The following is a 24,569-nucleotide window of genomic DNA, read 5'->3' as shown; positions in this document are numbered from 1 at the left end:
ACTGTGCCTATGAACTCGGCCAACGCTCTTTTTTCGGACGGTGCTTCATGAAACAGCAGACCTCCGGTTACGCCATCGCCCTGGCCCTGATGTTCACTGTTCTCATTCTGGCCACCATGGTCGGGACCATCTCCATCACGTCCATGAACAGCCGCGCCGGCACGCAACAGGAAAACATCAGTTACCAGGCGCTGCTGGCGGCCGACAGTGGTATCAGCACCTTCGTCGCCCGGGCCAAGGAAGCGGGCTTCTCTGGCACGGTCGCAGACCTCCCCTGCTTCGTGCAGGGCACGAACCAGTACGCCGTCAGGGCGGGCACGCTGAGAACGGTCACCGACACGTCCACCACCCCGCCCAGCAACGCCCCGGCCTGCCCGACCGGCTCCACCGCGAAGCTTTCTACTCTCAGCCTGTCCAGCGCGACGAACGCGCCCACCGTGAAGGTTGAGATCGTGTCGTACAACTTCACGGCCGGTACGGCCATGCTGAAAGCTGAGGGCGCTGCCGGCGCCGGGGCCTACAAGGCAAATTCAGTGGTGTCGCAGATCGTCAACCTGCAAAGCCCGCCCTTCCTGAACGTGTCCGCGCCCGCCGCACTCACCTCGTGCCCGGGCATTACAGGTAAGGGAACCGCGAACCTCTCTGGAACCGGGAGTACCTACACCGGGTACGCCGCGACTGGCGTCTCCGCCACGGCGGCCTCCCCGGCAAGCGTCTCGGCGACCATGGCTCTGGGGCCCACACAGACAGGCTGGCCAGCCACCCTCACCGTGGCCGACGGCACCTACTTCAGCGCGGGCAGTTACATCCGGCTGAACGGCTCCACATACATCGTGATCGCGGAGACCAAGACCTCCACCGCAACGCAATTGACGATCAAACCGGTGGGCACCATGCCTCTGGCCGGCACCTCACTCACCGGCAGTCTGGACCTGATTCCTATCGCCGCCCGTGGGGGCGCCACGGCCACCGGCACCTCGGCCAACGGACAGCCCGTGTACCGGCTTCCGATAAGCGATCCGACCGGGGTGTTTGTTGAAGACGTGCTGTACATCACGATCAACGGGGTCACGTATGGCGTCACGGTCGTCGGCAAAGGCTTTGAGGGGGGCAGCCTGAGCGCAGGATATGCCGATGTCACCCTGGGTCCAACCGGCGCGGGCGCCTACCTGTACAGCCCCACCACAGGCGAGCGGCTGAGTGGCACCGTGCCGACCCCCACGGCCGCGCAGATGGCCCTGATTATCGAGGGCCAGCCGGTGCGCCGCTACGTGCCGGCAGCCACGAGCGCGAGCAGCATCGGCGGAACCTCAACTGGCGCGGTGCCAACCAGCGCCTGGGGAGGGAGCAGCACCGTCTCACCTGCCGCCATCGCGGGATCCGACGTGGTGGAGTGCGGTGACGCGCTGTTCGCGCAGGTGTTCAACGGGCTGACCAAAGCCAAGTACTACAACATGACCCCACCCGCCAACCGGCTGACCGACGTGACGGCGCCCCTGAACAAGGACATCTACTGGCTGGGAGGAGCAACCGTGCCCAGCTCTGCGACGTTTACCCTCAACGCCAACGCACTGTGCGGCAACGGCATCATCGTCGTGAACGGCAACCTGGACATGAGAGGCACCGGGAGCCTCCACGCGGCAAGCAACACCTGCACCTCCTCAGGGGACGGCATCAGTCCCACAGGATTTACGGGCGTGCTGTACGTGATGGGCAACTTCGCCAACCAGGGCAACAGTGACGTGTTCGGTTCGGTGGTCGTGGAAGGAAACGTGTCCCTTGTCAATACAACCCTGGGCGGCACCATGGACATTACCTACAGCCCCCTGGCCGTCCTGTCCTCCGCCGGGCGCCTGTCACCGGTGACGTTCAACATGCGCGGCGGCACCTGGAGCCAGCAATGAAACCGTCCGGATTCTCGCTCATGGAGCTGCTGCTGGTGATCGCCATCATCGGCATCATCAGCGCTGTGACACTCCCGAATTACCTGAGTTACCGCAAACGCACGCAGCAGGACCAGCTGACGCAGCAATTCGTCACGAACGCCAACAGCGCCCGGTTCAACGCCAAACGGCTCGGGCAGTGCCAGGGCCTGAAGTACGTCAGTTCCAGCAGCTACCAGTTGCTGAGCTACACCACCCCAAACTGCACCGACACGCCCACCGCCGTGACCTACACCCTGCCGGCCACGTTCACCCTTGCCCAGACGTCCACCGGTGACACCGTGCAGTTCCTGCCGCCCTACGGCACGAACTACGGCACATCGACCGGGGCCGCGCCGCTCAGCGTGACCATCACCAACGGCACCCGGGTCAGCAAAATCTCGGTGACCAATGTCATGGGCCGGGTGATCGTCCAGTGATCCACCCGAACCGCACCCAGGGCGTCACCCTTATTGAACTGCTCGTCGCGATGGCCATCCTCGGCATTATCGTCAGCACCGTGCTGGCGATCATTCCCCGCCTGTACCAGGTCAACCGCACCAACGTTCAGGCGCAACTCGCCAGCACCTACGCCCGGACGGTCATGGAAAGCGTGCGCAGTCACTGGCTCGTCCCGGTGTACCCCATACCCACCAGCGGGGACCTCTACCCCAACTTCACCAGTGGCACGCTGCCCTCCCCTCTCCCCACGGCGCCCTCCGGTCTGACGTGTGCCGCTCCCACTGTCACCGCGGAAGGCACCGCTTCACCGGTGGGCCGCCGCACCATCTCGGTCACCTGCACCTCAAATTCCAACACCACCCAGAAGTTCACGTTCGTCGGTCAGTTCGGCAGGCCCGAATGAGAACGCGCACCCATGGATTGACGCTGGTCGAGATTCTGGTTGGCCTGGCGCTGCTGGGGATCATCATGGCCGCCGTCCTGTCGCTGCAGGTGGGCACCTTCCGCAGTGCGTCGGACATTCAGGGCGGCGCCGACCAGCTGCGCGAACTGCAGATCAGCAGCGGGTACCTGACCGACCGCGTGCGCACGGCCAGCGCGGTCAGCACCAGTCTCACCGTGAACGGGACCACCTGCACCATGACACCCGCCGCCGGGGAGTACCCCTGCTTTGCCGTGGTGGTCGGGGAGATCCGGCAGGTGGGCAGCACCCCCCTGTTTGCTCCGAACACCTACCTGTACCTGGCGTACCGGTTCGTTCCACGCTCCTCCCTGACGGTCAGTGCGAAAACGCCCGACTCCTGGGCGGACAGCAACACGCTCGCTCTGATGGAGTACCGCTCGGTCTTCTGCGGGCCGACTGCCTCTGTGACCTGTGCCACGGCCACTCCCCCACCCACGGGCTCCGTGGCGATTCCTACCGTTGTGCCGAGCACACTGACGGGCATGACCGAGGCTGTGATCGCGGACCGCGTTACGCTGGCAGACGCAGCTGGCACCTTCACGCCGTTCGCCTACAACGCCACAAAGGGTGAATTCACGATCAGGTTCCGGCAGGCGCAGCGGGTGAACGGGAAGACGGTGTACACGCCGCCGGGCGGGCCGATGACGGTGGTAATTCAACGCCGCAACTAATCAAGACACCCGAGGGACCGGGGGGCGGCGGCATTCCCCGGTCTGCTGTGGCTCTGCCGGGAAAGCTGCGCGGCGTGCCGTACGCCTTCTGGATCAATCTTTCTTAGGGGCGGGCGGGTATTCTGGGGGGCGTGAAGCTTTCTTCCTACATTGATCACACGCTGCTGAAACCCACTGCCACGCGCAGTGACATTGTTCAACTGTGCGCCGAGGCCCGTGAGCATGCGTTCTACGCCGTGTGTATCAATCCCGTGTTTCTTCCGCTGGCGAAAGAGGAACTGGCCGGATCGGACGTGAAGGTCGCCACGGTGTGCGGTTTTCCGCTGGGGGCCGTGAGCAGTGAACAGAAGGCCGTGGAGGCCCGCCTGAGCGTCGAGGCCGGAGCGGACGAGGTGGACATGGTGATTCACATCGGCGCGGCCCTGGCAGGCGACTGGGAGGCTGTGGAGGCGGACGTCCGCGCCGTGCGCCGCGCGGTGCCGGACGCAGTGCTGAAGGTCATTCTTGAAACCTGCTACCTGAACGAGGCGCAGAAGCGCAGGGCCACCGAGGCGGCGGTGCTGGGCGGAGCAGACTTCGTGAAGACCAGTACGGGCTTCGGAACGGGCGGCGCCACGCTGGAGGACGTGCGGCTGATGGCAGAAGTGATCGCGGGACGGGCGCAGATCAAGGCGGCGGGCGGCGTGCGCACGACAGCGGACGCGCAGGCCATGATTGAGGCGGGGGCGACGCGGCTGGGCACATCGGGTGGCGTGGCGCTGGTGGCGGGCGAGCGGACAGGCGAGGGGTACTGAGTGACGCCGGTGGAGGCCGGCCGCCCGGCGGGCGTGCCGGAGGTGGTGCTGGCGTCGGGCAGTCCTCGCCGGCGGGAACTGCTGGGGTCACTGGGGGTGCCGTTCCGGGTGCAGGTCAGCGGCGAGGCGGAAGACAGCCCCGAGCTGAATCCGGAGCGTCTGGCGGCGGAGCTGGCGCTCCTGAAGGGCCGGTCCGTGGCGGAGCAGCTGCCGGGCGCGGTGGTCATTGCGGCGGATACCGTGGTGGCCGTGGGTGGGCTGCTGCTGGCGAAGCCGGCCACTGCCGAGGAGAATGCGGCGTTTCTGGAGCGGCTGTCGGGCCGCGTGCATGAGGTCTTTACGGGTGTGGCGGTCCTGTGGGCCGGTGCCGAGCGGGTGGAAGTGGCACGCACGGCGGTGACGTTCCGGACCTTGCTGCCCGAGGAGATCGCGTTCTACGCCGCGACCGGTGAGGGCCTGGACAAGGCGGGCGGGTACGGTATTCAGGGTGTGGGGATGGCCCTCGTGTCTCACCTGGAGGGCGAATACTCGAACGTGGTGGGCTTTCCGCTGAGTGTGGTGACGCGGCTCCTGCGGGAAGCGGGAGTGCCGGTGTGGGGCACGGCGCGGGTGCCGGAGGTGCGGCCGGCGTGAAGGGGTGGCGTCGTGTGCTGCTGGTGTTTGCGGGCCTGCTGTTTGTGAGCATGGTCCTGACGCGCTTTCAGGTCGTGGCGCCTTCCGCGCTGCGGGCAGGGACCGCGCCGGTCACGCGCGTGTCGGTGGCGGCGGCGGACAATGTGCGCCGGGCGTACACGGTGTTGCTGCAGGACCGGGACCAGTCGCGGGAGGTGCGGGCGCTGCGCAAGCACAATGACCAGCTCACGCAGCGCAACGAGCTGCTGTCACGGGAGGTGGCGCGGCTGAAACAGGTGCTGGTCATCACCACGACGCAGGCCCCGAACGCGCTGGCGATCGCGCAGGTGATTGGGGTGGATCCCAGCGCGTTGCAGGCGCGGCTGGAGTTGAACCGTGGTTCGCGTGACGGGGTGCGTGTGCGCATGCCGGTGACCGTTCCGGCAGGTCTGGTGGGGCAGGTGACGGACGTGTCGGCAGGGCAGGCGACGGTGCTGGCCCTGGTGGACCCGGAGAGCGCGGTGGGGGTGACCCTCCAGGGGGGACGGGGGGGGCGCGGCGTGGCCCGCGGCCTGCCGCCGGACCGTTTGAAGGCAGAATTCTCGCGGAGCGTGCCGATCCGTGTGGGGGACGTGCTGGTGACGAACAGTCAGGGGGGTGTCTATCCGGTGGGCATTCCCGTGGGGAAGGTGGAGCAGGTGCTGCCGATGGGGCCGAATGACATCAGCCGGACCGTGATTGTGAAGCCCGCCGTGGACGTGGGTGTGGTCGAGGACGTCACCATTCTGGAGGGCCTGTGATCCGGCCGTTGACCCAACGTAATTCGGGGCGCTGGGTTCGGCTGGCCCTCTACCTGGTGCTGCTGGTGGCGGCGCAGGGGCTGCTGTCTCGCCTGGCGGACGCGCTGGGGGTGCCCGCGCCGGATCTGTTCCTGCTGACGGGGGTGGCCCTTGCGTCCCGGTCCGCGCCGGTGCCAGCGCTTGTGGGAGCGTACGGGCTGGGGCTGTTGCAGGACGTCCTGGGGGGCGGGGTGCTGGGCCTGCACGCGGCGGGCGTGGCCGGCGGGGCGTTGATGGCGCTGCTGGTACGGCGGTACCTGTCGGATTCGGGCACGCTGCAGGCGCTGCTGAGCGTGCTGTTCGGGCTGCTGGGAGAGTGGCTCACGTTCCTGATCCTGACGTACTGGTTGCGGACGGACCTGGTGACGGTGGACATCCTGCGGACGGTCGTGCCGTTGCTGTTCGTGGGAACTTTTGTGGTGTCGCTGGTGTGGGATCGTCTGATCACTTGGGCCTTCGGGCCGCGGTCGACTGTGGAGGATCAACTGTCATGAGCCGGGCTGGAAGTGCGCTGGACCGCCGGGAGCGGATGCGGCGCCGTGCGGGTGGGCGCGGAGAGGTGCGCCGCGCGGCGCAGGGGGCCAGCCGCGTGCAGTGGCTGGCGCTGGGGTTCAGCGTGGCGCTGCTGGGCCTCGGGGGTCGGCTATACCAGTTGCAGGTCGTTCAGCATGATCAGTTTGCGGTGCGGTCGGCCAGCAACTACCAGCGTGACGAGGTGCTGCGCGCGCTGCGAGGAGAGATCCGCACGCGTGACGGCGTGCTGCTCGCCACGAACCGCCTGGCGGTGGACCTGGTATACACGGGGCGGCGCAAGGCGGACCGCGAGACACCCATTCCGGCGTGGGACAAGATTGTGTACCTGGCGGGCATCAAGGGGGACGTGCTGGTGAACGGTCAGCCGCGCGAACCGGATTACGAGCGTGAAGCGCAGACGGTTCTGGCGCGGAACATCTCGCCGGAGAAGCTGGCGGCGCTGTACGAGTACACGGTGCTGATTCCCAGCCTGGAGCTGCGCGAGCGGCTGGAGCGCGTCTATCCGCAGGGGAAGATGGCGGCGCACCTGCTCGGGTACGTGCAGGAGGCCAGCGAGGCGCAGTTGCAAGAGGACGGGTACACGCAGGGTGACCTGGTGGGCCGCTCGGGGCTGGAGTACAGCCTGCAGAAGACGCTGGAAGGCAAGAACGGCCTGCGGCGCCGGGAGGTGACGGCAGCCGGAAAACCGCAGACGGAGCGGGTGATTGACGCTGGCCTGAAAGGCAAGGACGTGGTCCTGACGATCGACGCGACGCTGCAGCGGGCTGCGGAGCAGGCGCTGCGCGAGGGGCTGGCAGACGTGAACCGCGGACGGGCGAAGTACGGCAAGCCGCCGGAGCCCTACACGCGCGGCGCGGTGATTGCCATTGACCCGCGGACGAATGAGGTTCTGGCGATGGCGAGCAGCCCGGCGTACGACCCAAACTGGTTTTCCCAGGTGCCCAGCCCGGACCCGAAAGCGAAAAACTGGGCGATTGACCCGAACCGGCCGCTGGCGAAGCTGGACGCGGTGACCAGTAACCGCGTGGTTCAGAATTACGATTCGGGCAGTGTGTTCAAGCCGGCGTCCACGATGGCGTTCGTGGAGAAGTGGGGGAACCGGTCGTTTAACTGCCTGCCGTACGTGAGGTACGGCGGGCCGCGGTACAACTGGCACCGCTCGGGGAGTCTGGGCACGGTGGATGGCCGGCTGGCCATCGCCTACTCCTGCAACACGTGGTACTACCAGGCGACCATTGCCGCGGACCCGATCCAGTTCGGGAACTACCTGGGGCGGCGTGTGGTGGAACTGGGGTTCGGGCGGGAGACTGGTCTGGAACTGGCCGGTGAGAAGACCGGGTACATTCCAAGTCCGGAGAATTTCGAGAAGAGGTACGGCGCCCTGAACGAGCAGCGCGTGAAGAACGGGGAGGAGCCGATTCCCTACTACCCGGGGCAGGCGCTGTCGTTCTCGATCGGGCAGGATTCGCTGCTGGTCACGCCGGCGCAGGTGATTTCGGTGCTGTCCACTCTGGTGAATGACGGCACGCGCCGGAACCTGACGCTCCTGAAGGCGGTGGGGGGGCAGCCGGCGCCGCGCGCCGCGCCGGAGCGGGTGCGGGGGCAGAAGAAGAATTTCGAGCTGATCAAGGAGGGCATGGCGATCACTACGGCGGGCACGACGCCGTGGGGAACGGCGCAGCATGTCCTGGGGCCGAATTTCTTTCCGGTCCGCACGGGTGGGAAGACCGGCACCGCGGAGAACGGCGTGAGTTTCCGTCAGGGGTACGCGTACACGAACGCGTGGTACGAAGGGTACGGGCCGATCGGAACGGGGAAACCCCCGAACTTCATGGTGGTGACGTTCTTCCAGAACGGCGGGGAAGGGTCGGGGCCGGCGCTGACCGCCGCGGCGAAGATGTTCGCGGCGCGCTGGTGCGTCACGCTGGACGAGCGGCATCATGCGCCGCCCGGTCAGACGCCCTGCACCGGGGAGCTGGAGCAGATGCACCAGGTGTACAGGGTCCGCGAGGCGCGGGCGAAAGCCAGCGCTGCGAAGGCGCAGCAGGGCGCACGCACGCCCTAGCCCCGGGGCGCACGCCCCTGCTCAGGGGACAGGCTGCGTCGGCCTCTCCCCTGTTTCATGGGTTCAGCGGCGTTTCTTCTCGGCGCGGACCATCTGCACGAAGCGCGCGAGGCGAGGCGCGCGGTTCCAGCGTTTACGGTCCAGGCCCACCCGCCAGATCCATTCGACGCCCAGGCGCCGCGTCCAGGCCGGGGCGAGGTCGGCGTTGCCGGCAAGGACATCAATGACGCCGCCGCAGCCGATCATGGCGGGCGTGTTCATCACCTGCCGCCAGTACTGGTTGAACGTTTCCTGCCGGCCGGCGCCCATGGCGGTCAGGAGCAGGTCGGCGCCGCTGTCACGCACGAGTTCCGCGACGCGCTGATCCTCAGGCAGGTCAAAGTAGCCGTGATGCACGCCGGCCACCTGAATGCCGTAGTCCCGGGCGGCGTTCTGCGCCGCGATTTCCGCCACGCCGGGTTTGGCGCCCAGGAAGAACACGCGCAGGTTCGCGCCGTGGCGTTTCATGAGGCCCTCCACGATGTCGAACCCGGGGGCGCGCGGAACGTCAGTTCCAGTCAGCTGCCGCGCCGCCCAGACGATACCGACGCCGTCGGCGGTGACGAGATCGGCCGCCTGCATGGCGTTCACGAAGTCCGGCTGGGTGCGGGACTGCACGATAAACTCCGGGTTGAGGGTCACGACGGTGTGCGGCGCGCGGGGCTCCTGGTAGATCCAGTGGCCCAGGCGGTCCAGCGTCTCGCCGAGGGTGACGACGTCCAGCGGCAGGTCGAACAGGCTGAGGCGCTGGCGTGGAGCGGGTGTGGTCATGCTGGCGTGAATTGTAATGCACGCCGGTAGGGCGGGGGGTTGCGCGAAGCGGGCGCGGGTGCGGCATACTGCTCACATGTTGCCCGGTGCTTTCGGTGCCCTGCCTGCAGACGTTCAGGCGCAGGTGGTGGCAGCGGGCCGGGTGGGCCGCTGGAGCCGCTCGGAGCTGTTGTTCCACCCGGAGGACCTGTCAGAGACGTTGTTTGTGCTGCTGCGCGGCTCGGTGCGGCTGTACCGGCTGGGGGTGGGCGCGCGTGAGGTCACGCTGGACGTGCACGGGCCGGGGGCGCTGCTGGGGGTGAGTGCCCTGACGCCAGGCGCGCGGTGCGGGATGTACGCCGAGGCCATGGACGACACCGAGGGGCTGATGCTGGGGCAGGACGCCCTGTCGCGCCTGACCCACGCGCAGCCGGCCGTGGCGGTCGCGTTGACCGAGCAGGTGACGCGGCAGACAAGAGGCGTGCAGGAGCGCCTGTCGGGTCTGGTGTTTCTTGAGGTTTCGCAGCGTCTGGCGCTGGCGCTGCTGCACCTCGCGGAGCGCGAGGGTCCCTGGCCGGAGGGGGGGACGCTGGCCCTGCGGGACCGGGTGTCGCATCAGGATCTGGCGCACGTGGTGGGAAGCACGCGGGAGACCATCACGAAGCTGCTGGGCGATTTCCGTTCGCGGGGGCTGCTGGATCTGGGGTACCGGCGGATCATCCTGACCGACCATGACGGGCTGGTGCGCGCCACCCGGGAGCCGCTGCGCTGAGCATGTCCCGGCTGCTGCTTTGTTTCATGGTGTAGTGTGACTTCTGTTGCAGTGTCCGGGACGAACTCGGATAGAACGGGTGCGGACCCTGACGTTCGTCAGGACTGCCAGAGCGCGGCGCTTCAGCGTCCGGAGCCAGGCGGGAAGGGATAAGGATGGCGCGGAACGCAGGAGCGGAATACAGGAATGGGGGCCTGCTGGACTACGTCCGGCTGCCGGTCGGCGCGCTGGACACCGCTCTGGCCGAGGAGCGCACGGACGTGGACCGCGCCGCCCTGGCCGGCGCGCTGCGGGACTACCACCGCGAACTGGGCACCCTGGACCGGCATGTGCAGGCGGCGCTGGAGAAACTGGCGCACCCGCGTTCAAGGGTGGTCGTGACCGGTCAGCAGGCCGGCGTCCTGACCGGCCCGGCGTACTCCGTTCACAAGGGCGCCGACGCAGCCCTGCTCGCCCGGTCGCTGGACTGCGAGGACGCACCGGTCGTGGCGGTGTACTGGGTGGCCAGCCAGGATCACGACGCGGCCGAGGTGGCGTCCACGACCCTGCTGGACCTGAATGAACGCCTGCACCGCCTGACGCTGGATGTCCCCGGCGGTGTGCCGGTCGGCCGCGTGAAGTGGCAGGACGGGTGGACGGCGCAGGTTCACGCGCTGCTGAACGCCTTCGCTGCCCCGGCCGAGCACGTGCAGGCCGTCCGTGAACGGTTCAGCCGCGCCGTGGAGGGGGGCGGCAGTTACGCCGACGTGTTCGCCCGGCTGATTCATGGGCTGCTGGGCAGCGCCGGCCTGGTGGTCCTTGACCCGATGCACCCGGCTCTGGCGCGCCTGATGGCGCCCACCCTGATCCGCGAACTGGAGCGGCCGCTCGCGTCGTCTCAGGCCATTGAGGCTGCCGCGTCGCGCCTGGAAGCGGACGGGTTCGTGCCGCAGCTGCGCCGCCCGGACGGTGCGACCAACCTGTTCGTGGAGGAGCACGACGGCCAGCGGCGGCTCCTGAGGTCGGAGGGCGCGGTGTTCTCGACCCCCACCCGCACCTATACGGGTGAGGAACTGCTGGCGCTTCTGGAACTGGACCCCACCCGGCTGACCCCTGCGGCCGGGCTGCGCCCGGCCGTGCAGGACGCCCTGCTGCCCACTGTGGCGTTCGTGGTCGGACCCGGGGAGATCGCGTACGGCGCGCAACTGCGCGAGGTGTATGCCCTGCACGGGCTGCGCCAGCCCCTGCTGTGGCCGCGCCTGAGCGTCACCTGGCTCGAACCGAACGTGGCGCGGCTGCTGCGGCGCCTGGACGCTACCGCCGCGCAGGTTCAGGCCGACCCGGACGGCGTGCTGGGCCGCGCCCTGGCGCGTGAGCGTGCAGCGGGCGCTGTAACGACGGCCCGACTGGACGCCCTGGACGCCGACCTGAAGGCCCTGACCGACGAGATCGGGGCGCTGGATCCCACCCTGGTGGGCGCCGCCCAACGCACCCGGACGCGAACGACCGCGCGCGTCGCCCACCTGCAGCGCCTCGCTGCGCGCGCCCTTGCCCGCGCGGAGGATGAACGCAGCGGGCAGCTGTCCCGCCTCAGGACGCACCTTCTGCCGAACGGGGTTCCGCAGGAACGCGAACTGAATCTCCTGACATTCCTGCTTAAGCACGGCGAGGCGCCGCTGCGGCAGCTGCTGGCCCTGCCGCCCGGCTGGCAGGGTGAAATCGAGATTCCCTGAAGCCAGGACACGGGGAGGCCCCGGCAGCGTAGCTGCCGGGGCCACTTCCCGATCGTTCAGTCCTGATCTTTGCCCAGTTCGTTGCCGCGCCGGGTGGCCTGAACCACGGCCTCGATCAGCCCGCCCCGCACCGCGGCCGATTCCAGTGCGGCCAGGCCGGCGATGGTGGTGCCGCCCGAACTCGCCACTTCGTCTTTCAGCATGCCCGGGTGCGCGCGGCGCTGCAGAAGTTCCCCGCTCGCCACCAGAAGCTTCGCGGCCAGTTCATTCGCCAGGGGACGCGGCAGGCCCATGCGTACCCCGCCGTCTGCGAGGGCCTCGGCGACCACGGCCGCGTAGGCGGGGCCGCTGGCGCTCATGCCGGTAAACGCGTTGAACAGGTGTTCAGGCAGCTCGTACGCGTCCCCGACCGCGCCGAACAGCGTGTGAGCGAACGCGAGGTCGCCGGCGTCCCCGGCGTCGCGGGGGCCAGTGATGGCCGTCTGGGACAACCCGATTGTCGCGGCGAGATTCGGCATGACCCGCACGACCCGTTTGGTCCCGAGCCGGCGGGACAGCGCAGCGACATTCACGCCAGCCATGGTGCTGATGTACCCCACGTTCGGCTGGGCGAGCCATTCGGCGGCTTCCGGGAACACACGCGGCTGGAGGCTGATCAGGATCCGTTCAGCGTGCCCGAGGTCTGCGGGCGTGATCACGCGGGCGCCGGTCCGCTGGCCGAGGTCCTGGACGCGGGCGGCATTGGCGTCAAGCAGGCCGATCTCCGCGGGCGCCAGGACGCCCCGGGAGGTGACGCCCTCCAGCAGGGCCAGACCGAGTTTCCCGACACCAACGATCGCGAGCTTCATGCGGGTCAGTATAGGTGCGCCCTGGCGGGCCGGGCGGGCGGCCCGTGCAGACGTGCCGCGCGGGCCGGTACACTTCATGGATGCTGGTGTATCACCTTCCGGGAACGTTCGAGACGCGCGAGGACCACCTCAACCTGCTGTGGGAGGCCGGCGCGACCGGACTGGAGGAGCGCGCCGGCCTGATCCGCGCGTACTTCGACGAGCAGACGCCGCTGCCTGACGCGGTGCGCGACGGGGAGTGGCGTCAGGAGGCGGATCAGGACTGGCTGGCAGAATTCAAGGCGAACCTGCGGCCGGTGCAGGCCGGGCGCGTGACCATCGTGCCGCCGTGGCTGCGCGCAGGCGTCCCGGACGGGCAGGTGGGGCTGGTCATCGAACCGGGCATGGCGTTCGGCACCGGGCACCACGCGACGACCCGCATGGCCGTGGAGGCCCTGTCTGCGCTGAATCTGCATGGCCGGACCGTGCTGGACGTCGGGACGGGCAGCGGGGTTCTGGCGATCGCGGCGGCCCTGCTGGGCGCCGGGTACGCCCTGGGGGTGGACATCGACCCGATCACCATTCCCATTGCGCAGGAGAACGCGCGCGATAACGGCGTGCCGGCAGGGCGCGCAGCGTTCATGGTGGGCACGCTGGGTGACGAGCTGCCTGGGGACGTGGTCGCTGACGGCGTGTTTGACGTGCTGGTGGCGAACCTGTACGCCGAACTGCACGACCTGCTGGCCGGCGCGTACGTGGGGCACCTGCGTCCGGGTGGGCCGCTGGTCCTGACCGGCATCCTGTCCGGCAAGCTGCCGCTGGTGCTGGGCGCGCTGGAGCGCGAGGGGTTCACCGACGTCACGGTGCGGGAGGACGGCGAGTGGGCGCTGGTCACCGCCCGGGCGGGCGCGTGAGCGCCGGTCGGCTGCCGCGGCACCGGCTGCGGGTGGAGACGCTCTCCCCCACCATGACGCTCGGTCCGGGTGAGGCGCGGCACCTGCACGTGCTGCGCCTCACCCCCGGTGACGTCGTGCGGGTGTTCGACGGTCGCGGCGCCGAGGCGCTCGCGGAGGTCACGGCCCTGGAGGACCTGCGGGCGGTCCTGACCCTTGGTGAGCCGGTCGAGGGTGCCGTGGAGACGCCCTTTGCCCTCACCGTGGCAGTGGCGCTGCTGAAGGCGGACAAACTGGCGGATGTGGTGCGCGCCGTGACGGAACTGGGCGCCGCACAGGTTCAGCTGCTGGTCACGGCCCGCGCCGACGTCCGGGAGATTGGTGAGCAGAAGCTCACGCGACTCAACCGCGTGGCACAGGAGGCCGCCAAGCAGTCCCGCCGCGCCGTGGTGCCGCCCGTTCTGCCGCCCGTGCCGCTGACGTCTCTGACCCCGGCAGGCGCGGTCCTGGTGGCGCAGCCGGGCGCCAGTCTGCGCGTCATGGACGTGGTGACCTGGGAGACCCCCGTGACGGTCGTAACTGGCCCTGAAGGGGGATTGACCGACGCGGAGGTGCAGGGCCTCGTGGCGCGGGGGGCGCACGCCGTCACGCTCGGACCCCGCATTCTGCGCGCGGAAACCGCCCCAGTGGCGCTGCTCGGCGCCATCGCTGCGCTGGGCCTGTAACCTGCGGCCCGGCCGGTGCTACGCGCCGGCCAGTTCTGCCGCGGGCAGCAGCTGCCGCCAGGAATGCACGCTGCCTACCTGCGCGGTCACAAAACGCTCCAGGGCACGCCACAGGGCCGGACGCTGCTCGGCAGGCAGGGGCCGGTCCATGCTGAGGCGCACGGTGCGCCGCACCATGTTCTGCAGAAAATCAAGCGTCTCAGCCGGGTAGGGCGGCAGGGCCGCGCACGCGCGGCACAGCATCTGCCCGCCCAGTGGATCGGGATGCGCGGGGTCCGGCGCGCCGCAGCGGGCACACCGGGCCGTCTGCGGTACAAAGCCCGCTAGAGCGAGCAGCTTGTAACTCATGACCACCGCCACCCACTCCGGGTCAGGCTGGTGAGCCACGCCGCGCAGCGCTCCGGCAAACAGTTCGAAAGCCTGCTCGCTGAATTCCCCTTCCTGGAAGAGGGTGTCTGCGAATTCGGCGAGCAGGTGCGCGAACGCGTAGCGCCCGGGCTGCGCGAGAGTGGGCAGCGCCCCTTCCAGCACCGCCTGCTGGACGCTGGCCAGGTCATTCTGCGGCGCCTGGTACACCTGCACGTTCACGTGATGAAAAAGGTTCAGGCGGCTGGACAGCGGGCCGCGCACGCCACCGCGCGCGATCGCCTTGAGTTTCCCCTGTGGGGTCAACATGGTCACGATGATGTCCCCGGCGGGCGTCACGCGCCGCCGGATCACGATGCCACTGCGGTTGGCGGTCCGGGACCTCACTGCCCAGCAGCATAGCGTTCCCGGGCGGAGGCGGCTGTGCCCCTTTCCACCTTCCGCGCACGCCGGCGCCCCTACACTGCGGTGAATGAACGACCCGCACCGTCACAAGCCTTCCCGTGAGCAGGCGCACAGTGTGCAGGACCTGCTGCGGGAACTGTTTCCCGACACGCACCGTGAACTGTTCGGCGACGGCCTTGACCCGGATGCGCCCGCCACGCTGGGGCTCTACCCGGTGGCGGACGGCCGGTTGGCGCTCGTGCACGGTGACCAGCTTGCCGAGTTCACGCCGATCGACCCGAAGGGCCGCAACGCGCTGCACTGCGACCTGTGCCACTACACCCGCAGCCGTTCTGAGGCGGTGATGTACCGCGTGGTGGTGGCTGCGCGACGCACACGGTACGTGACGCTGTGTACACCCACCCACAGCTGCCAGCAGCGGGCCGGGGAGCGGGGCCTGCTGTCCCTGGCTGAGCGCATCTTCCCGATTGAACCGTTTGGTCCGGACGAGCACTGACGGCCCGGTGGGTGCCAGCAGGGTGCTTGAGGTCTTTTGATGGCCCTTGCTGGCCTGTGCGTCTGTGGCCGCCGGTCCTGTTTCCAGCCGCAAAAAAAACAGGCACCCGGTCTGGTGCCTGTTCATCTGGAGGTGCTTACCAGCGGTCGTTGCGACGGCCGGCGCTGCCGCCACCGTACTCGCTGACGGGGGCCGCTTTGGTCACGACAATGTTCTTGGCCTGGGGGCCCTTGCCGCGCTGGCCTTCTTCGATTTCGAATTCGACTTCGTCGCCTTCGTTCAGCTTCTTGAAGCCGCTCGACTGGATCGCGCTGAAGTGCGCGAAGACGTCAGGGCTGCCTTCCGTCTGAATGAAGCCGTAACCCTTTTCCGCGTTGAACCATTTTACTTTACCTACTGCCATGATGCACTCCTTAGTTTCCAAAACACGAGAGGGCGCACGTGGTGAAGACCCTGTGCGCCCAACCATTCGTGCGAACTCAGGAAACTATGCAGGCAGTGTATGATCCGTTTTTGGCTCGAAAAGTAATCTGTGTCACTCTAAAACCGGGGGCCCGCGGAGGTAAAGAAAGGCGCGTTGTGTTGCCGGTTCAGGCCCGGCACGATCAGGGCATGTCTGCCGGGGTGCCTGATCCGCTGGCGCAGCTGGGGCTGCTGACCGGGCTGCTCGTCGCGGCTGTTCTCAGTGGGCTGATCGGCTGGGAACGCGAAGCGCACCGTGCCGGGGCGGGCCTGCGTACACATATGCTCGTGGGCATCAGCGCGGCTCTGTTCGTGGTGCTGGCTGAGCAGCTGATCAACCAGTTCGGCAACGACAACCGGGCGGTGCGCTTTGATCTGGTCGGTGTTCTGGCGGCCGTGGTGAGCGGGGTCAGCTTTCTGGGGGCGGGAACCATCTTCTCGTCGGGAAAAAGTCAGCACACGCGTGGGCTGACCACGGCCGCCAGTCTCCTCGCAACGGCGGGCGTGGGCGTGGCCTGCGGCCTTCACCTCTATGTGTTCGGGCTGGGTGCCACCCTGCTGTTCCTGTTCGTGCTTCGCCCACTGCACCTGCTGACTGAGGCCAGGGAAGATGGGGAGTCGTGAGACCCGGCACCCGTGAAAGACTGGGCAGATTGGCCGGTGGGAGAAGCTCCCGGACGTCATTTCAACGCTTCACAACCTGACCTGACAAGTCTGTTGTTTCAGGGCGCGTCATTGTTAGAGGTGAAGGCCCTCGGTGAGGCGGCTGCAAGGGGTGATCCTGGACCACCCCTTGCAGCCGAGCTTGCCCCGCTTGCGCTTGAGAGGGGTGGGCTTTGCCGGAGCAGCTTTCGCGGGCACCTGTTTCACCCCTCTTGCAGTTCCATGAATATTGTATACAATATCCACAATGACTTCGTTTGAGCGACCCACCCTGGTCCGGGACGGCGTGTACGAGCACCTGCGCCGCGCCGTCCTGGACGGCGACCTCGCCCCCGGCGAACGTCTCGGGGAAGTGGAACTCGGCCAGCAGCTCGGCGTCTCCCGCACGCCCATCCGTGAAGCCCTGATGCGCCTCACCCAGGACGGCCTGCTTGTTGCCGAGGCCAACAAGGGGGTCCGTGTCAGGACCCTCAGCGCCAGCGAGGCGCGCGATACGTACGTGGTCCGCGAGGAACTCGACGGCCTGGCCGCCGCCCTGGCTGCCGATCACCACACGCCCAGCGACGCTCACGCCCTGCGCGCCGCCCTCGCCGCCCTCCATGCCGCGCCCGGCAGTGACTACCGGGAACAGACCCGTCTGGACCTCGCCTACCACCGCACCATCACGCACGCCGCCCACAACGCGGCCCTGAGCGACCTGAACCGCGACCTCGAACAGCGCGTGGCCCTGATCAAACACCAGACCCGCACCTACAACGCCCACCCCCAGACCGACGGGCAGCACGCCGCCCTGCTCGACGCCATCCTCGCCCGTGACGCCCACCGCGCCCGGCAGGAAGCCCGGGCACACGTCCGTACTTTCGCCGCCCTGGTCCTCAGTGACCTCGACCCTGCCAGGAGAACCTCATGATTGACCAGCTGTACCGCAAAGCCGTCCTGACCGTCGCCGGTCAGAAAAGCATCGAGAACGCCGTCCGCGCCCGCGGCTGGAGCATGGCCCAGCGCTTCGTCGCCGGCGAGAGCCCCCAGACGGCCATTCAGGCCGTTCAGGACCTTGCCCGCGACGGCATCCTCGCCAACCTGGATCTGCTCGGGGAATTCATCGAGAGCCCCGAGCAGTGCACGCAGTTCGCAGACAACGTGATCATCATGCTCGACGCCGCGCACGCAGCCGGAATCACCCCGTACGTGAGCATCAAGCTGTCGAGCGTGGGCCAGGGAAAAACCGTGAACGGGGAGGACCTGGGCCTCACGAACGCCCGGCGTATCATCAACCGCGCCAAGAACTACGGCGGGTTCGTGTGCCTGGACATGGAAGACCACCCCCGCGTGGATGTCACCCTCGCGCAGTTCCGCACGCTGCACGGTGAATTCGGCGGCGAGCACGTCGGCACTGTTCTTCAGTCGTACCTGTACCGCGCCGAACAGGACCGCAGCAGCCTGGACGACCTGCACCCCAACCTCCGCATCGTGAAGGGCGCGTACCTGGAGCCCGAAACGGTCGCCTACCCCCAGAAAGCCGACGTGGACGCTGCGTACCGCCGCCTGGTGTACGCCCACATGCAGGCCGGAAACTACGTGAACGTCGCCACCCACGACGAGAGCCTCATTCAGGACGTGCAGATGTTCGCCCTTTCGCACGGCATCAGCAAGGACGCGTTCGAGTTCCAGATGCTGTTCGGGATCCGCCGCGACCTGCAGCGCAACCTTGCCGCCGCCGGGTACCGCGTCCGCGCCTACATCCCGTACGGCCGCGACTGGTACCCGTACTTCAGCCGCCGCATTGCCGAAACGCCCCGCAACGCCATGTTCGTCCTGCGCGGTCTGCTCAAAGGCTGACCCCACCCCCGTTCATCCGGGCCGCCCCGCACCCTGCTCACGCCACCCCCGTTCCCAAGGAGTCACCCATGATCAAAGTTCAGGAATACCGTCCGCAGAGTTTCACGGATTTCACGAAGGAAGAGAACGTCAAGGCCTACCAGGACGCGCTGAAGAAGGTGCGTGCCGAACTGGTCGGGAAGCACTACCCGCTGGTCATTGACGGCGAGCGCGTGGACACGGCGGAGAAACTCACCAGCCTGAATCCCTGCGACACAAATGAAGTGGTGGGGACGACGGCGAAGGCCACCATCGAGGACGCCGAACGGGCCCTTCAGGGCGCCTGGAAGGCCTTCGAAAGCTGGAAGAAATGGGATGTGGACGCCCGCGCCCGCATTCTGCTGAAAGCCTCCGCCATCCTCAAACGCCGCCGCCTGGAAGCCTGCGCGCTGATGAGCGTCGAGGTGGGCAAAAACTACGCCGAGGCAGACGTGGAGGTGGCCGAAGCCATCGACTTCCTGGAGTACTACGCGCGCAGCGCCATGAAGTACGCCGGGTTCGGCGCAGCCGAAACCACGTGGTTTGAAGGTGAGGAGAACGGCCTGATGCACATCCCGCTGGGGGTGGGCGTCAGCATCAGCCCCTGGAATTTCCCGTGCGCAATTTTCATCGGGATGGCGGCCGCGCCCATCGTGACTGGCAACTGCGTCATCGTGAAACCCGCTGAGGACGCCGGGCTGATCGCCGGGTTCATGGTGGACATCATGCTGGAAGCCGGCCTGCCCGGCGGAGTTCTTCAGTTCCTCCCCGGGGTGGGCAAGGAAATCGGGGAGTACCTCACCACGCACGCCCGGACGCGCTTCATCACGTTCACGGGCAGCCGCGCGGTGGGCCTGCACATCAACGAGGTGGCCGCGAAGGTGCAGCCCGGCCAGAAGTGGATCAAGCGGGTGATCATGGAACTCGGCGGCAAGGACGGCATGATCGTGGACGAGACTGCTGATCTGGAGGGGGCGGTCACGGCAGCGGTGCAGGGCGCGTTCGGTTTCAACGGTCAGAAATGCAGCGCGATGAGCCGCCTGATTGTGGTGGACAGCGTGTATGACGACGTTGTGAACGCGGTGGTGGAACGCGCCAGGGCCCTGAAGGTCGGGACCGGCGAGGAGAACGCCAACGTGACGGCCGTGGTGAACCAGATGAGTTTCGACAAGATCAAGGGCTACCTGGACCTCGCTCCGCAGGAAGGCAAGGTGCTGCTGGGCGGCGAAGCGACGGGCGAGGCGAACGGCAAGCAGGGGTACTACGTGCAGCCCACCATTGTCGGGGACGTCGCGCGTGACTCGCGCCTCGCGCAGGAGGAGATCTTCGGCCCGGTGGTGGCCGTGATCCGGGCCCGTGATTGGCAGGACGCCCTGGACATTGCCAACAGCACCGAGTACGGCCTGACGGGCGGGGTGTGCAGTGCCAGCCGGGAGCGCCTGGAGCAGGCCCGTGCGGAGTTTGAGGTGGGGAACCTGTACTTCAACCGCAAGATCACCGGGGCGATCGTGGGGGTCCAGCCGTTCGGCGGGTACAACATGAGCGGGACGGACAGCAAGGCGGGCGGACCGGACTACCTGGCGAACTTTATGCAGCTGAAGACGGTGACGGAACGCTGGTAGTTTTTACCCTTGATTGGGGGAGGCCGGGCTGAGCCCGGCCTCCCCTTTTGCGCTGCGCTGACTGGTTTGGGTTGTCACCTGTCACTTCGCACAACCGAATGGTTAACACCTGTGCCGTAAGGCAGCAGGGCTGTTGGCATCCGTCAGGTTACCCTCAATTTCTGATTCAGAAATAAAGCCACAAAGTGTATGTCAAACCTCTGACATTTTCGACCGAAAGAATTACTTTCAGCAGGCGGAGGGGCCTGATTTATGCCTGAGACACACACATCGTCAACTCTTCTGCACTCACTCCAGACCACCCTAGACAGGGGTAGAAGTGTGAAGTGCGCCCGCACTAACATCCCAGTCACCTTCAATCCCTGAGCCTCACCGACGTTCATCCCGCTGCCGACCAACCCGGCTGCGTTCACCGGATATGGACCAGCGCGGTCCACCCGGCCGAACCACCGGCTCCCCGCACCCCTGGAGACGCACATGAAGTACACCCGTTCTGTCCTGGCCGCCACCCTCGCCCTCAGCCTCGCCGCCTGCGGACAGCAGACTGCCGCGCCGGCCACCGCACCCGAAGCGGCCGCCCCGACCACCGACGCCATCGCCGGGGCGTACCTCGTGGGCTTCAGGCAGGGCAACCTCAGCAGCCAGAGCCTCACGGAACAGGCGACGCTTCAGGCGCAGGCGATCGCCGCGGCCGGCGGCGTCATGACCAGCCAGTGGGTGGACATCAGTGCCGCCGCTGTGAAACTCGACGCCGCCGCCCTCGCAAAACTGAAAAGCAACCCGCTTGTCGAGTACGTGGAACCCGACTACGTTCGCCACGCCATGGGCGTCAGGAGTGGCGTGACCGACAGCAAGGCCAGCCAGGGCCTGTCCGCGCAGGCGCTCTACACCGCCAGCGGCGAGTACACCTGGGGCGACAACGCCCTGCAGGTCCAGAACCTGGTGGCCAGCAGTTACACGGGCGCCGGCGTGGCCGTGTGCGTGGGGGACACCGGCATTGACGGTAACCACCCCGAATTCGCCCGCAAGCTTAAGGGCTTCAGGAACTTCGTCACCACCGAAACCAACCGCAACGACCCCTACGCCACGAACGACGTGTCTCACCACGGCACGCACGTGTCCGGCACCATCTTCGCTCAGGCTGGCGTGGGCGCCACCGGCCTTCAGGAGGGCATGGTGACCAACGGCGTGGTCGGGGTGGCCACCGGCGTGAACCTGTACATGGCGCGCGTCCTGGGCGACACCGGTTCAGGCAGCAGCAGCGGCATTATCAACGGCGTGAACTGGTGCGCCGCGCAGCTCAAGAGCCAGGGCGGCCTGGAAAACAAGGTCGTGATCAGCCTGTCCCTGGGCGGAGGCAACAAGAGCATCACCGAGCAACGCGCCTACACCAGCGTGTACAACAAGGGCGCCCTGACCATCGCCGCCACCGGCAACGACGGCGCCGCCGTGTCCTACCCCGCCGCGTACAGCGAGGTTGTCGGTGTGGGTGCCGTGGACAGCAACCTCGCCAAGGCTGACTTCAGTAACTTCGGGACGCAGGTGGACCTCGTGGGTCCCGGCGTGGACGTGATCAGCAGCGTGCCCCTGGGGCAGGGCACCCGCGCCAGCGCCAACGGCGGCGGCGTGACCTTCACGCAGGTGCAGGCCGCCGACCTGACCGGCAAGGGCAGCTTCAGCGGGTCCATTGTCCGCGCTGGTGACGGAACCGGCGTGGCCGGCAAGAACGAATTCTGCGGTACCAGTACCCGCAACCCTGCCCTGGGCGGGAACATCGCCCTGATCAGCCGCGGTACCTGCTCCTTCGAGGAGAAGACCGCCAACGCGGTCGCCAGCGGCGCCAGGGCCGTCATGATCTACAACAACACCGCTGGAACGCTCGGCATGAGCCTCACCAACGCCTACAACGTGCCGGTCGTGGGCATCCTGCAGACCGACGGTCAGGGCCTGATCTCCAAGCTCGCCAGCGGCTCCGTGACCGGCTCGGCCAGCGTGACGAGCGCCGACTACGAGTCCTACAACGGCACGAGCATGGCCACCCCCCACGTGAGCGCGGCCGCTGCGGTCGTCTGGGCGGCCAAACCGACCCTCACGAACGCGCAGCTGCTGAGCCTGCTGACCAGCACCGCCAGGGACCTGGGCACGGCCGGCAAGGACAACAACTTCGGGTACGGCCTGGTCGACCCGCTGAAGGCCATCGCCGTCAAGTAAGCGCCAGTCTGATCACCGCCTCTCCCCATGCGGGGAGGGGCGGTTTGTGACGCCGCACTGCACCGGCACCCGCACCCTACACGCCCGTTTCGCTCAGCAACCGGTTCACGTTCAGCGCGCCGCCCAGAATGGCGGGCAGCCCGCCGCCCGGGTGCACGCCCGTCCCCACCTGCCACAGCCCCGGCCGGACCTGGTAGGGCTGCGGGTGCAGCGGTCCGCCCCGCCACGCCGGGAGGCCCAGACCGTACAGCGCGCCGCCCGGGTGTCCACCCGCAGCGTAATGGGCGGGGGACAGGCTGGCGATGTCCGTCGCGCGGGCCAGCAGGCCCGGCGCCTCCAGCGTCTGTTCGGCGCGCGCCAGCTGGCCCTGCACCCACGGATGCGTGAGGGGCAGGGCCTGCCCGGTGGCCGGCGTGGCCATCAGGACACTGAGGTGCGGGCCGCGGGCATGCACCAACGTCAGCGTGTCCGGCGGCAGGTGCCCGCGCCGCACGGCCGCCCGGAACACCCGGAAGTCCGTGGGGGGCAGGACGCTCGTGGCAGGCAGCGCGAGCGGCGACGGGAACGCGGCGTACACGCCCACGCCGCTCACCGTCCGGCGCCGCAGCGGGGAGGGCGCGGGAAAGCCGAGCAGGGCGCGCAGGCGGGCGGGGTCCAGGGCGCTGACGATCAGGTCATGCCGGACTGGCCGGGCTCCGCTGAAGTGCAGGGTCTGGCCCTCCACGCGCTGCACGGTGGCCCCTTCGAGTACGGTCACCCCGCGCGCCGCCGCGAACGACAGCAGAGCGTCCAGCAGCGCGCCCATGCCGGGTGCGGGAGCGCAAACAGTCTCGGCCACCAGGGCGGGAATCAGGGCGTACAGGGCCGGGGCGTCCTGCGGGCTCAGGCCGGCGTTCAGGGCGTGCGTGGCGAGCGCGTGCGTCAGGGCGGGGGGAAGGCGCTGGGCGCGCAGCCACCCGTGCGCGCTCAGGTGACCGCCCGTGACGCGCAGCAGGGCGCCGGCGGCCTGCCGGAACAGCGGATCACGCAGGCGCGGTGGCGTGGTCAGCAGGACCGGCATGAACGGCGCGACCGGCGCGGCGGCCGCCACGTACTGCTGCCAGTACGGGTGCAGCGGGTGGCCCGCCGGGACGGGCAGGGGCACCGGGCCGTGCGGCGTGTGGTGCACGCCCAGCCCCCCTGGGAGAAGCTGCAGGTTCAGAGGGTCCGGTTCGTTCAGGTGCCGCAGGAAGGCGCGCCACACCGCCGGGAACGTGAACAGGCTCGGACCAGTGGCCATGGTGGCACCCGCCAGGGGAACGCGGCGCAGCTTCCCGCCGGCCCGGTCCCGTTCATACACGGTGACCGCGTGGCCCCGCTGCGCGAGCAGGGCCGCGAGGGTCAGACCGGCCAGCCCGCCCCCCAGAATGCCGACCGAGCGCGGCATGTCAGGGGCCGTTCAGGCCGTGCCACAGGCCCCGGGCGAGCAGGAACACCAGCTGCACGCCCGCCACGGCGCCCACGATCCACGGCGTGACGATACTCAGCGGGTAGAGCCGGGCGGCGCGCGCGGGGGTGGGTTGCAGGCGCAGCGCCACGGCCATGCCGCCGCAGGTGAGCAGCAGGGCCAGGGCCGTCAGCCTGGACACGGGCCACAGGCACGCGGCGGCGAGCAGGAACCAGGCCAGGGCGTACGCGGCCGTACCGGCCGGACCCAGCGTGGTGGCGACCGTGCGGGTGCCGGCGAGCTGGTCGGCAGGAATGTCCTGCGCCGCGTCGAAGGCGTGCTTGCCCACCGAGTAGCTCATGAGGGCCAGCAGCGGCCACCAGGGGACCGGCGTGCCGAGCGCCAGGGCGGGCAGCGCCAGGGGCAGGGCGTACGCGACGTTGCTCAGCCCGTCCAGGAACGGCCGGGCCTTCAGGCGCAGCGGCGGCAGACTGTACGCCGCGAACAGGGCCGCCGAGGCGAGCAGCACCAGCGTGGCCGGCCGGGGCAGCAGCGTACCCAGGACCGCGAGGGCCGGCAGGTTGCACCACAGCGTGGCGCGCAGCAGCGGCCCCGCCTCGTCCGGGCGCAGGCGGGCGCCCTGCCAGCCGCCCTTGCGTGAGGAGCGGGCGTCTTCCTCCTGGTCCCACAGGTCGTTCAGGCCGTAGATCAGCAGGTTGAACGGCAGCGTCAGGTACACCAGCAGGGCCAGCACCCCGGTGTCCAGGGTGTACAGGCGCCCGGTCAGCCACACGCCGGTGACCAGGGTGCCCACGGTGTTCACCCACAGGGCTGGCCGGGACACAACCAGGGCGCGCCGCAGGGGCAGCGCAGGCAGGTGGGGGCGGGCGGGAACGCTTGGCATGGCGGCAACCGGCACAGCATACCGGCACAGGGTGGTGGGCAGATGCCCCGGCAGGAGGGGTTTGGGCGGAACCCTTA

Annotated in this window: 25 protein-coding genes; 19 read left to right on the top strand and 6 right to left on the bottom strand. The window is 68.3% G+C overall.

The window, feature by feature from the left end:
- Nucleotides 1-47 precede the first annotated feature (47 nt).
- From LAJ19_RS04935 to LAJ19_RS04895, 9 genes are all read left to right on the top strand, one after another.
- Nucleotides 48-1,904 carry a hypothetical protein gene (locus LAJ19_RS04935; RefSeq protein WP_225477194.1) on the top strand — a complete coding sequence of 619 codons (1,857 nt, stop codon included), beginning with the start codon at nt 48-50 and terminating at the stop codon, nt 1,902-1,904.
- Nucleotides 1,901-2,362: a pilus assembly FimT family protein gene (locus LAJ19_RS04930; protein ID WP_225477193.1), complete on the top strand. Its 462-nt coding sequence runs from the start codon at nt 1,901-1,903 to the stop codon at nt 2,360-2,362. The genes LAJ19_RS04935 and LAJ19_RS04930 overlap by 4 nt, the downstream gene beginning before the upstream one ends.
- The gene (locus tag LAJ19_RS04925; RefSeq protein ID WP_225477192.1) at nt 2,359-2,787 is read left to right on the top strand and encodes a type II secretion system protein; all 429 of its coding nucleotides are present in this window, start codon (nt 2,359-2,361) and stop codon (nt 2,785-2,787) included. The genes LAJ19_RS04930 and LAJ19_RS04925 overlap by 4 nt, the downstream gene beginning before the upstream one ends.
- The gene (locus tag LAJ19_RS04920) at nt 2,784-3,518 is read left to right on the top strand and encodes a prepilin-type N-terminal cleavage/methylation domain-containing protein (protein ID WP_225477191.1); all 735 of its coding nucleotides are present in this window, start codon (nt 2,784-2,786) and stop codon (nt 3,516-3,518) included. Before LAJ19_RS04925 ends, LAJ19_RS04920 begins: the two co-directional genes overlap by 4 nt.
- 131 nt (nt 3,519-3,649) lie before the next feature.
- Nucleotides 3,650-4,312, top strand: a complete 663-nt coding sequence (deoC, locus tag LAJ19_RS04915; protein WP_225477190.1) for a deoxyribose-phosphate aldolase — start codon at nt 3,650-3,652, stop codon at nt 4,310-4,312.
- On the top strand, nt 4,313-4,945 hold the full coding sequence (locus tag LAJ19_RS04910; protein ID WP_225477189.1) for a Maf family nucleotide pyrophosphatase: 633 nt from the start codon (nt 4,313-4,315) through the stop codon (nt 4,943-4,945).
- Entirely contained in the window at nt 4,942-5,724 is a 783-nt protein-coding gene (locus LAJ19_RS04905) for a rod shape-determining protein MreC (RefSeq protein ID WP_225477188.1), read from the top strand. Before LAJ19_RS04910 ends, LAJ19_RS04905 begins: the two co-directional genes overlap by 4 nt.
- A gap of 8 nt (nt 5,725-5,732) precedes the next feature.
- Nucleotides 5,733-6,257 carry a rod shape-determining protein MreD gene (gene mreD / locus LAJ19_RS04900; RefSeq protein WP_225477187.1) on the top strand — a complete coding sequence of 175 codons (525 nt, stop codon included), beginning with the start codon at nt 5,733-5,735 and terminating at the stop codon, nt 6,255-6,257.
- Entirely contained in the window at nt 6,254-8,362 is a 2,109-nt protein-coding gene (locus LAJ19_RS04895; protein ID WP_225477186.1) for a penicillin-binding transpeptidase domain-containing protein, read from the top strand. The genes mreD and LAJ19_RS04895 overlap by 4 nt, the downstream gene beginning before the upstream one ends.
- 63 nt (nt 8,363-8,425) lie before the next feature.
- Here LAJ19_RS04895 and LAJ19_RS04890 read toward each other — a convergent pair whose 3' ends face one another.
- Nucleotides 8,426-9,172 (bottom strand): WecB/TagA/CpsF family glycosyltransferase, encoded by a 747-nt coding sequence (locus LAJ19_RS04890; protein ID WP_225477185.1) that lies wholly within the window; start codon nt 9,170-9,172, stop codon nt 8,426-8,428.
- Between the two features lie 76 nt (nt 9,173-9,248).
- Here LAJ19_RS04890 and LAJ19_RS04885 point away from each other — a divergent pair, with 76 nt between their 5' ends.
- Both LAJ19_RS04885 and bshC read left to right on the top strand, forming a co-directional pair.
- Nucleotides 9,249-9,923 carry a Crp/Fnr family transcriptional regulator gene (locus tag LAJ19_RS04885; RefSeq protein WP_225477184.1) on the top strand — a complete coding sequence of 225 codons (675 nt, stop codon included), beginning with the start codon at nt 9,249-9,251 and terminating at the stop codon, nt 9,921-9,923.
- Nucleotides 9,924-10,078: 155 nt separating this feature from the next.
- Nucleotides 10,079-11,635: a bacillithiol biosynthesis cysteine-adding enzyme BshC gene (bshC, locus tag LAJ19_RS04880; RefSeq protein WP_225477183.1), complete on the top strand. Its 1,557-nt coding sequence runs from the start codon at nt 10,079-10,081 to the stop codon at nt 11,633-11,635.
- Between the two features lie 56 nt (nt 11,636-11,691).
- On the opposite strand, the gene proC is transcribed toward bshC, so the two are convergent.
- Entirely contained in the window at nt 11,692-12,483 is a 792-nt protein-coding gene (gene proC, locus LAJ19_RS04875) for a pyrroline-5-carboxylate reductase (protein ID WP_225477182.1), read from the bottom strand.
- Between the two features lie 80 nt (nt 12,484-12,563).
- Here proC and LAJ19_RS04870 point away from each other — a divergent pair, with 80 nt between their 5' ends.
- Both LAJ19_RS04870 and LAJ19_RS04865 read left to right on the top strand, forming a co-directional pair.
- Nucleotides 12,564-13,376 (top strand): 50S ribosomal protein L11 methyltransferase, encoded by an 813-nt coding sequence (locus LAJ19_RS04870; RefSeq protein WP_225477181.1) that lies wholly within the window; start codon nt 12,564-12,566, stop codon nt 13,374-13,376.
- Nucleotides 13,373-14,080 carry a 16S rRNA (uracil(1498)-N(3))-methyltransferase gene (locus tag LAJ19_RS04865; protein ID WP_225477180.1) on the top strand — a complete coding sequence of 236 codons (708 nt, stop codon included), beginning with the start codon at nt 13,373-13,375 and terminating at the stop codon, nt 14,078-14,080. The genes LAJ19_RS04870 and LAJ19_RS04865 overlap by 4 nt, the downstream gene beginning before the upstream one ends.
- 18 nt (nt 14,081-14,098) lie before the next feature.
- On the opposite strand, the gene recO is transcribed toward LAJ19_RS04865, so the two are convergent.
- Complete coding sequence (gene recO, locus LAJ19_RS04860; protein WP_225477179.1) at nt 14,099-14,833, bottom strand: DNA repair protein RecO; 735 nt, start codon at nt 14,831-14,833, stop codon at nt 14,099-14,101.
- 85 nt (nt 14,834-14,918) lie between these two features.
- Here recO and LAJ19_RS04855 point away from each other — a divergent pair, with 85 nt between their 5' ends.
- Nucleotides 14,919-15,347 (top strand): hypothetical protein, encoded by a 429-nt coding sequence (locus LAJ19_RS04855; RefSeq protein ID WP_225477178.1) that lies wholly within the window; start codon nt 14,919-14,921, stop codon nt 15,345-15,347.
- A gap of 136 nt (nt 15,348-15,483) precedes the next feature.
- On the opposite strand, the gene LAJ19_RS04850 is transcribed toward LAJ19_RS04855, so the two are convergent.
- Nucleotides 15,484-15,750, bottom strand: a complete 267-nt coding sequence (locus LAJ19_RS04850) for a cold-shock protein (RefSeq protein ID WP_285892302.1) — start codon at nt 15,748-15,750, stop codon at nt 15,484-15,486.
- 209 nt (nt 15,751-15,959) lie between these two features.
- Here LAJ19_RS04850 and LAJ19_RS04845 point away from each other — a divergent pair, with 209 nt between their 5' ends.
- From LAJ19_RS04845 to LAJ19_RS04825, 5 genes are all read left to right on the top strand, one after another.
- A complete protein-coding gene (locus LAJ19_RS04845; protein WP_225477177.1) occupies nt 15,960-16,433 on the top strand; it encodes an MgtC/SapB family protein in 474 nt (157 codons plus the stop codon).
- A gap of 286 nt (nt 16,434-16,719) precedes the next feature.
- The gene (locus LAJ19_RS04840; RefSeq protein WP_225477176.1) at nt 16,720-17,382 is read left to right on the top strand and encodes a GntR family transcriptional regulator; all 663 of its coding nucleotides are present in this window, start codon (nt 16,720-16,722) and stop codon (nt 17,380-17,382) included.
- Nucleotides 17,379-18,311 carry a proline dehydrogenase family protein gene (locus tag LAJ19_RS04835; RefSeq protein ID WP_225477175.1) on the top strand — a complete coding sequence of 311 codons (933 nt, stop codon included), beginning with the start codon at nt 17,379-17,381 and terminating at the stop codon, nt 18,309-18,311. Before LAJ19_RS04840 ends, LAJ19_RS04835 begins: the two co-directional genes overlap by 4 nt.
- Nucleotides 18,312-18,379: 68 nt before the next feature.
- Nucleotides 18,380-19,951, top strand: a complete 1,572-nt coding sequence (pruA, locus tag LAJ19_RS04830) for an L-glutamate gamma-semialdehyde dehydrogenase (RefSeq protein ID WP_225477174.1) — start codon at nt 18,380-18,382, stop codon at nt 19,949-19,951.
- Nucleotides 19,952-20,428: 477 nt separating this feature from the next.
- Entirely contained in the window at nt 20,429-22,162 is a 1,734-nt protein-coding gene (locus LAJ19_RS04825; RefSeq protein ID WP_225477173.1) for a S8 family serine peptidase, read from the top strand.
- A gap of 76 nt (nt 22,163-22,238) precedes the next feature.
- Here the strand turns inward: LAJ19_RS04825 and LAJ19_RS04820 are convergent, their stop codons facing one another.
- Nucleotides 22,239-23,588 carry a phytoene desaturase family protein gene (locus LAJ19_RS04820; RefSeq protein WP_225477172.1) on the bottom strand — a complete coding sequence of 450 codons (1,350 nt, stop codon included), beginning with the start codon at nt 23,586-23,588 and terminating at the stop codon, nt 22,239-22,241.
- A gap of 1 nt (nt 23,589) precedes the next feature.
- Nucleotides 23,590-24,492, bottom strand: a complete 903-nt coding sequence (locus LAJ19_RS04815) for a UbiA family prenyltransferase (RefSeq protein WP_225477171.1) — start codon at nt 24,490-24,492, stop codon at nt 23,590-23,592.
- Nucleotides 24,493-24,569 lie beyond the last annotated feature (77 nt).

Origin of the sequence: Deinococcus taeanensis (assembly GCF_020229735.1) — a bacterium.
Classification (GTDB): Bacteria; Deinococcota; Deinococci; order Deinococcales; family Deinococcaceae; genus Deinococcus; species Deinococcus taeanensis.
The sequence above is the reverse complement of the archived record's forward strand: the minus strand, read 5'-3'. Positions and strand labels throughout refer to the sequence as shown.

Coding starts and splice junctions, on each gene's coding strand:
- LAJ19_RS04935 (WP_225477194.1), top strand. CDS start 48: ATGAAACAGCAGACCTCCGGTTACGCCATCGCCCTGGCCCTGATGTTC.
- LAJ19_RS04930 (WP_225477193.1), top strand. CDS start 1,901: ATGAAACCGTCCGGATTCTCGCTCATGGAGCTGCTGCTGGTGATCGCC.
- LAJ19_RS04920 (WP_225477191.1), top strand. CDS start 2,784: ATGAGAACGCGCACCCATGGATTGACGCTGGTCGAGATTCTGGTTGGC.
- LAJ19_RS04895 (WP_225477186.1), top strand. CDS start 6,254: ATGAGCCGGGCTGGAAGTGCGCTGGACCGCCGGGAGCGGATGCGGCGC.
- LAJ19_RS04890 (WP_225477185.1), bottom strand. CDS start 9,172: ATGACCACACCCGCTCCACGCCAGCGCCTCAGCCTGTTCGACCTGCCG.
- LAJ19_RS04885 (WP_225477184.1), top strand. CDS start 9,249: ATGTTGCCCGGTGCTTTCGGTGCCCTGCCTGCAGACGTTCAGGCGCAG.
- bshC (WP_225477183.1), top strand. CDS start 10,079: ATGGCGCGGAACGCAGGAGCGGAATACAGGAATGGGGGCCTGCTGGAC.
- proC (WP_225477182.1), bottom strand. CDS start 12,483: ATGAAGCTCGCGATCGTTGGTGTCGGGAAACTCGGTCTGGCCCTGCTG.
- LAJ19_RS04870 (WP_225477181.1), top strand. CDS start 12,564: ATGCTGGTGTATCACCTTCCGGGAACGTTCGAGACGCGCGAGGACCAC.
- LAJ19_RS04855 (WP_225477178.1), top strand. CDS start 14,919: ATGAACGACCCGCACCGTCACAAGCCTTCCCGTGAGCAGGCGCACAGT.
- LAJ19_RS04850 (WP_285892302.1), bottom strand. CDS start 15,750: ATGGCAGTAGGTAAAGTAAAATGGTTCAACGCGGAAAAGGGTTACGGC.
- LAJ19_RS04845 (WP_225477177.1), top strand. CDS start 15,960: ATGTCTGCCGGGGTGCCTGATCCGCTGGCGCAGCTGGGGCTGCTGACC.
- LAJ19_RS04840 (WP_225477176.1), top strand. CDS start 16,720: ATGACTTCGTTTGAGCGACCCACCCTGGTCCGGGACGGCGTGTACGAG.
- LAJ19_RS04835 (WP_225477175.1), top strand. CDS start 17,379: ATGATTGACCAGCTGTACCGCAAAGCCGTCCTGACCGTCGCCGGTCAG.
- pruA (WP_225477174.1), top strand. CDS start 18,380: ATGATCAAAGTTCAGGAATACCGTCCGCAGAGTTTCACGGATTTCACG.
- LAJ19_RS04825 (WP_225477173.1), top strand. CDS start 20,429: ATGAAGTACACCCGTTCTGTCCTGGCCGCCACCCTCGCCCTCAGCCTC.
- LAJ19_RS04820 (WP_225477172.1), bottom strand. CDS start 23,588: ATGCCGCGCTCGGTCGGCATTCTGGGGGGCGGGCTGGCCGGTCTGACC.
- LAJ19_RS04815 (WP_225477171.1), bottom strand. CDS start 24,492: ATGCCAAGCGTTCCCGCCCGCCCCCACCTGCCTGCGCTGCCCCTGCGG.